Source organism: Jatrophihabitans sp. (assembly GCF_036389215.1).
GTDB lineage: Bacteria > Actinomycetota > Actinomycetes > Mycobacteriales > Jatrophihabitantaceae > Jatrophihabitans_A.
This window is the reverse complement of the sequence record NZ_DASVQG010000291.1, coordinates 1-5,824: the sequence shown is the minus strand read 5'-3', so window position 1 is coordinate 5,824 and position 5,824 is coordinate 1. Positions and strand designations below refer to the sequence as shown.

Here is a 5,824-nt window from a genome sequence, read left to right as displayed (position 1 = left end):
TCGAGCAGCGTCCCGACCACCCTGGTCGGGTTGGGCAGCTCGACGAACGCTCGGCCGCCGATGGTGGAGGTCCCGGAATCGGGGCGGACGAGGCCGACCATCATCCGCAGCGTGGTGGACTTCCCGGCACCGTTGGGCCCGAGGAAGCCGGTGATGGTGCCCGGTTCGCAGTGCAGTGAGACGTTGCGCACGACCGGGGTGCCTGCGTAGCTCTTGGTGAGAGCGGTTGCTGTGATCATGCCGGCAAGCCTGGCCGGGAGCCGGGTTGCCGCGCATCGGCCAGGACGCCACGATCGCCTGTCGGAAGGCGGTCCGCCGACCCTTGCCAGTACCCGCCTTTCGTCGCCGTCGCCGCGACTTTCGTCGGTGCCGTGCGCGGGCACCCGTCCTCTACGCTCGGCGCATGTCCCGGCAGCGCAGGTACTGGGCCGAGCAACTGGAGCCCGGGTTGCTGCTGGCCGGCGACCCGGCGGGACCGGACACGGTGGGTCCGCGGACGGGCCGCGACTGGGTCGTCGACGCCGTCGGATTCGGTGTCGCGGCCACGTTCGGCGTCCTCATCCTGATCCAGGCGCGGTATGACACCGCCAACCCGTTGACCGGCTCGCCGCTGCTCATCGACGCCGTCTGCGGCGCGCTGGCCTGCCTCGCGCTGTGGTGGCGGCGGCGCTGGCCGCTCGGCGTCGCGCTGGCCGGTGTCCTGCTCGACACGTTCTCCTCCTCCGCCACCATCGCAGGGCTCCTCGCCCTGTCCTCCCTCGCCCTGCACCGCAGGCTCCGGCCGGTGCTGCTGGTTGCCGCGCTGTGGATCCCCTCCGCCGTCGGCTACGCGGCCTACAGCGCGCGTACCGACGTGCTGTCGGTGCTACTGCTGGTGATGGCGTTGGTGCTCGCGTCGATCGCGTGGGGAATGTTCGTCCGCGCCCGGCGTCAGCTGGTGTTCACGCTGCGCGAACGCGCGCTGCGCGCCGAGGCCGAGCAAGGACTGCACGCCGACCGTGCCCGGATGGCCGAGCGAACCCGGATCGCCCGCGAGATGCATGACGTCCTGGCCCACCGCATCTCGCTGCTGGCGTTGCACGCGGGCGCGCTGGAGGTCCGGCCGGACCTGCCCCCGGACCAGGTCCGCCAGACCGCCGAACTGCTGCGCTCGACCGCGCGCCAAGCGCTCGAGGAGTTGCGCGACGTGATCGGCGTGCTGCGCGAACAGCAGGGACCCGGGTCCGCGCCGGCAGCTCCGCAGCCGACCCTCGGCGACATCCCCCGCCTGATCTCCGAGACCCGGCGAGCCGGCGCGAAGATCGACTTCGAGATGCTGGTGGATCACCCCGAGACCGCGCCCAGCGCGTTGGGACGTGACGCCTACCGGATCGTGCAGGAGGCGCTGACCAACATCGGAAAGCACGCCCGCGGCACGGCGGGGCAGGTACGGATCACCGGTGCGGCCGACCGCGGCCTGCACGTCAGCGTCCGCAACCGGCTACCCGTGCAGGCGCCTGCCGAGCCGGCGCTACCGGGTTCCGGCGCCGGACTGCTCGGCTTGCAGGAACGGGTCGCCCTCGCCGGCGGTGTCCTGGTGCACGGTCCGGACGGCTCCGGCGACTTCGTGGTGGACGCGGACCTGAGATGGTGAAGGTCCGGGTGCTGCTGGTCGATGACGACGCGCTGGTACGCGCCGGGCTACGGATGATCCTGTCCTCGGCCGATGACCTGGAGGTGGTGGGCGAGGCCGACGACGGCGCCCGGGCCGTTGCCGCTGTTCGCCGGCACCGCCCCGACGTGGTGCTGATGGACATCCGGATGCCGGAGATGGACGGCATCACCGCGACGGCCGCGCTGCGCCGGCTCGAGAACCCGCCACAGGTGATCGTGCTGACCACCTTTCAGGCGGACGAGCAGGTGATGAGCGCGCTGCGTGCCGGCGCCGGCGGGTTCCTGCTCAAGGACACCCCGCCCGCGGAGATCGTGGCCGCGGTGCGGCTGGTCGCCGAGGGTGCGGCGATGCTCTCGCCGTCGGTCACCCGCACCCTGCTGTCGCACTTCGGCGATGTCGAGGCAGCCGAGCGCCGGCGGGTCGCCGGCCAGCGACTGGCGACGCTCACCGATCGGGAGCGTGAGGTGGCGGTTGCCATCGGGTCGGGCGCGTCCAACGCGGAAGTGGCCGCGTCGCTCTTCATGAGCGAGGCGACGGTCAAGGCACACGTGTCGCGGCTGTTCACCAAGCTCGACGTCGCCAATCGGGTGCAGATCGCGATAGTGGTGCACGACGCCGGACAGTCCTGACCCGCCGGCCCGACGACCCTGGCGCTCCTGACCCGCCGGCCCGACGGCCCTGGCGCTCCCGACCCGCCGGCCTGACGACCCTGGCGCGGACCTACCCGCCGCTGCCCGGCCGCAGCACCGCGACGCATTCCACGTGGTGGGTCATCGGAAAGGCGTCGAAGGCCGACAGGTCGTCCAGCCGCCAGCCGGCGTCCATCGCGAACCGCACATCACGGGCCAGCGCCGCCGGATCGCAGGCCACGTAGACCACCACCCGGGGCGCGGCGGCCAGGATCGCGGTCAGCACCTCTCGGCCGGCGCCGCTGCGCGGCGGGTCCAGCACCACGATGTCCACCCCGGCAGCACGGCCCCGCTCGGCGCCGCCCGGTTCGGCGCTGTCCTGTTCGGCGCTGCCCAGTTCAGCGGTCGCCGCGCGGATCGTCTCGGCGCTCACCGTCGCCCGCCGGACGCCGGCCCACGGCTGGTCGGCCAGGTTGTGGCCGGCGTCGGTGACCGCCACGGCCTCGGCCTCCAGGCCCAGCACGCTGCCGGTGCCGGTCACCGCCGAGGCCAGTGCCGCGGTGAACAGCCCCGAGCCCGCGTACAGGTCCAGCACCCGCTCCCCGGGCCGCGGTGCGGCCGCCCGCAGCACCGTCTCGGTGAACACCTCGGCCGCCCGCGGATGGGTCTGCCAGAAGCCTGCCGGGTGCACCGTGAACCGCCGGCCTGCGACCGCGTAGTGCAGCGCCGGCGGCCCGGACAGCTGCTCGGTACTCAGCACCGGGCGTGCCGAGCGCCGGTCACCACCGCGCCGGCCGCGGTCCCCGGTCCGGCGGGGCCGTGCCGGGCGCTCCCGGTGGGCCAGCTCCACCACCTCGCCCCGGTCATCGACCGCCACCTCCAGCTCGGCCAGCCCCGGCCAGTCCGACCGCAACGCCCGCGCATCGCCTACCCCGGGAGCGCCGATCGGGCAGTGGCTGAGCGGCACCACGTGGTGCGAGCGGTGCGCCCGCAGCCCGAGCTCACCGCCGGGGCCGACCGCGAACCGTACCCGGCGACGCCAGCCGAGCCCGTTCCCGTCGTCCAGCGGCTGCACCGTGACGGCCCACTCCAGGCCGGCCAACCGGCTCAGCTGCTCGGCCACCACGGCCGCCTTCAGGGCGCGCTGGCCGGGCAGCGAGACATGCTGGAAGTCACAGCCACCGCAGCCGCCGGGGTGGGCGTACGGGCAGGGCCGGCGGACCCGGTCCGGCGCCGCCGTCCGGATCTCGACGGCGTCGGCCCGGCAGAACGACCCGCCGCGGTCCTCGGTCACCTCGGCCAGCACCCTCTCGCCGGGCAGCGCATGCCGGACGAAGATCACCCGGCCGTCGTGGCGGGCCACGCAGTGGCCGCCGTGCGCGATCGCCTCGACGAACACCTCCAGCCGGTGGCCCAGCCAGCTCTGCGGGGCGGCTCGGGACGGCTGCTGGTTCGCCCGCTGGTTCACCAGGACAGCCTATGCACCCGGCCCGCAGCCGCCCGGCTTCTCCTGCGGATTGCCGTGACCGAGGGGAATGCCGGCCGGAGGTGTGTACCGTCCCGGGAGTGCACATCGTCGTCATGGGATGCGGACGGGTCGGGTCAACCCTCGCGCATCACCTGCAGCGTCTGGACCACAGCGTGGCAATCATCGATCAGGACCCGAACGCGTTCCGACGCCTCGGCGACACCTTCAAGGGCAAGACGATCGCCGGGGTGGGCTTCGACCGCGACACCCTGGTCGACGCCGGGATCGAGAGCGCCGACGCCTTCGCGGCGGTGTCCAGCGGTGACAACTCCAACATCATCGCCGCCCGGGTGGCCCGCGAGACCTTCGGTGTCGGCCATGTGGTGGCCCGGATCTACGACCCGCTGCGTGCCGAGGTCTACGAGCGGCTGGGGATCCCCACCATCGCCACCGTGCCGTGGACGGCGGGCCGGCTGTTGAAGACCCTGCTCGGCGGCACCATCGACGAGGAGTGGCGCGATCCCACCGGCCAGGTGGTGATGCTGCACGTGATCCTGGCCGAGGGCTGGATCGGCAAGAAACTGGTCAGCTTCGAACAGGCCACCGGCTGCCGGGTGGCGCTGATCAGCCGGTTCGGAAAGGGCGAGCTGCCCACCCCGGCGACCGTGGTGCAGGCCGGCGACGAACTGCACGTGACCGCCACCGACGATCTCACCGAAGGCATCCGGACCGTCGCGGCGGCCGGCCCGGTAGGAGGGCACCACTGATGCGGATCGCGATAGCCGGAGCCGGAGCGGTCGGCCGCTCGATCGCCCGTGAGCTGCTGGTCAACGGCCACCAGGTGCTGCTGATCGACAAGGACGCCGGCAAGGTGCGCCCGCAGCGGATCCCCGACGCCGACTGGATGCTGGCCGACGCCTGCGAGCTGTCGAACCTGGAGGACGCGGGGCTGGAGGAGTACGAGGTGGTGATCTCGGCGACCGGCGACGACAAGGTGAACCTGGTGGTCTCGCTGCTGGCCAAGACGGAGTTCTCGGTACGCCGGGTGGTGGCCCGGATCAACCATCCCGCCAACGAATGGCTGTTCAACGAATCCTGGGGGGTCGACGTCGCCGTGTCGACGCCGCGGGTGCTGGCCGCCCTGGTCGAGGAGGCCGTCTCGGTCGGCGACGTGGTACGGCTGTTCACGTTGCGCGAGGGCCAGGCCAACCTGATCGAGGTCACCCTGCCGCCCGGCGCACCGTGCGCGGGACTGCCGCTGCGCGATGTCCAGCTGCCCTCGGACGCGGCGATGGTCGCGATCATCCGTGGCTCGCGAGTCATCGTGCCCACCCCGGACGAGCCGTTGGAACCCGGTGACGAGCTGCTATTCGTCGCCCTTCCGGAGGCTGAGCCCGCCATCCGGCGCGCTGTCTGCGCCGCGTAGCTCGGTCGCGCTGTCTGCGCCGCGTAGCTCAGTCGCGCTGTCCGCGCCGGGTAGCCCGGTCGCGCCGTCTGCGCCGGGTAGCCCGGTCGCGCTGTCCGCGCCGGGTAGCTCGGTCGCGCCGTCCGCGCCGGGAAGCCCAGTCGCGCTGTCCGCGCCGGGTAGGACAGTCGCGCCGGGAAGCCCGGTCGAGAGTTCCGGACCCGGCGATTGCACTGCCGGTGACCGCAGCCCCAGCCGCTGCCGGGCCCGGCGCACCACCCAGAACACCACCGCCACCACGGCCACGTACAGCGGCAGCCCCATCACCAGCTTGGCCACCGCCAGCAACCCGGTGCGGTTGTCCTTGAACAGGCTCAGCTGCACGACCGCCCGTGCCAGGAACATCGCCAGCACCGCCGCCGTCGCGACGTCATAGGCCCGCCGCAGCTCGCGCAGCTTGTGCCAGCGCTGCCCGGGCGGCAGCGGCGAGGGGTCCAGGTACTCCCAGAGCACCCCGACCAGCGGCCGGCGGACGAGCAGGGACAGCGCGAACAGCGCCGCGTACCCGAACGCCGCGACGATGCCCAGCAGGAAGAACCCGCGCGCCTGGCCGGTCCGGCCGGCGATCGCCGCGGCGATCCCCACGCTGACCAGCCCCGACAGCGCCT

General features: G+C 73.0%; 7 protein-coding genes. 4 read left to right on the top strand and 3 right to left on the bottom strand.

The window, feature by feature from the left end; all coding sequences use genetic code 11:
* Positions 1 to 239 (bottom strand): ATP-binding cassette domain-containing protein (locus VF542_RS16325; protein WP_408652753.1); only part of this gene is annotated, 239 nt, incomplete at its 3' end.
* A 164-nt stretch (positions 240 to 403) separates the two neighbouring features.
* Here VF542_RS16325 and VF542_RS16320 point away from each other — a divergent pair.
* Positions 404 to 1,633, top strand: a complete 1,230-nt coding sequence (locus VF542_RS16320; protein WP_408652752.1) for a sensor histidine kinase — start codon at positions 404 to 406, stop codon at positions 1,631 to 1,633.
* Complete coding sequence (locus tag VF542_RS16315; protein ID WP_408652751.1) at positions 1,627 to 2,283, top strand: response regulator transcription factor; 657 nt, start codon at positions 1,627 to 1,629, stop codon at positions 2,281 to 2,283. Before VF542_RS16320 ends, VF542_RS16315 begins: the two co-directional genes overlap by 7 nt.
* 91 nt (positions 2,284 to 2,374) lie before the next feature.
* Here the strand turns inward: VF542_RS16315 and VF542_RS16310 are convergent, their stop codons facing one another.
* Positions 2,375 to 3,751, bottom strand: a complete 1,377-nt coding sequence (locus VF542_RS16310; RefSeq protein ID WP_408652750.1) for a class I SAM-dependent RNA methyltransferase — start codon at positions 3,749 to 3,751, stop codon at positions 2,375 to 2,377.
* A gap of 98 nt (positions 3,752 to 3,849) precedes the next feature.
* Between VF542_RS16310 and VF542_RS16305 the strand changes: the two genes are divergently transcribed.
* Positions 3,850 to 4,518 (top strand): potassium channel family protein, encoded by a 669-nt coding sequence (locus VF542_RS16305; protein WP_408652749.1) that lies wholly within the window; start codon positions 3,850 to 3,852, stop codon positions 4,516 to 4,518.
* On the top strand, positions 4,518 to 5,177 hold the full coding sequence (locus VF542_RS16300; RefSeq protein ID WP_408652748.1) for a potassium channel family protein: 660 nt from the start codon (positions 4,518 to 4,520) through the stop codon (positions 5,175 to 5,177). Before VF542_RS16305 ends, VF542_RS16300 begins: the two co-directional genes overlap by 1 nt.
* Here VF542_RS16300 and VF542_RS16295 read toward each other — a convergent pair.
* Positions 5,118 to 5,824 (bottom strand): DUF3159 domain-containing protein (locus VF542_RS16295; RefSeq protein ID WP_408652747.1); only part of this gene is annotated, 707 nt, incomplete at its 5' end. The genes VF542_RS16300 and VF542_RS16295 overlap by 60 nt on opposite strands.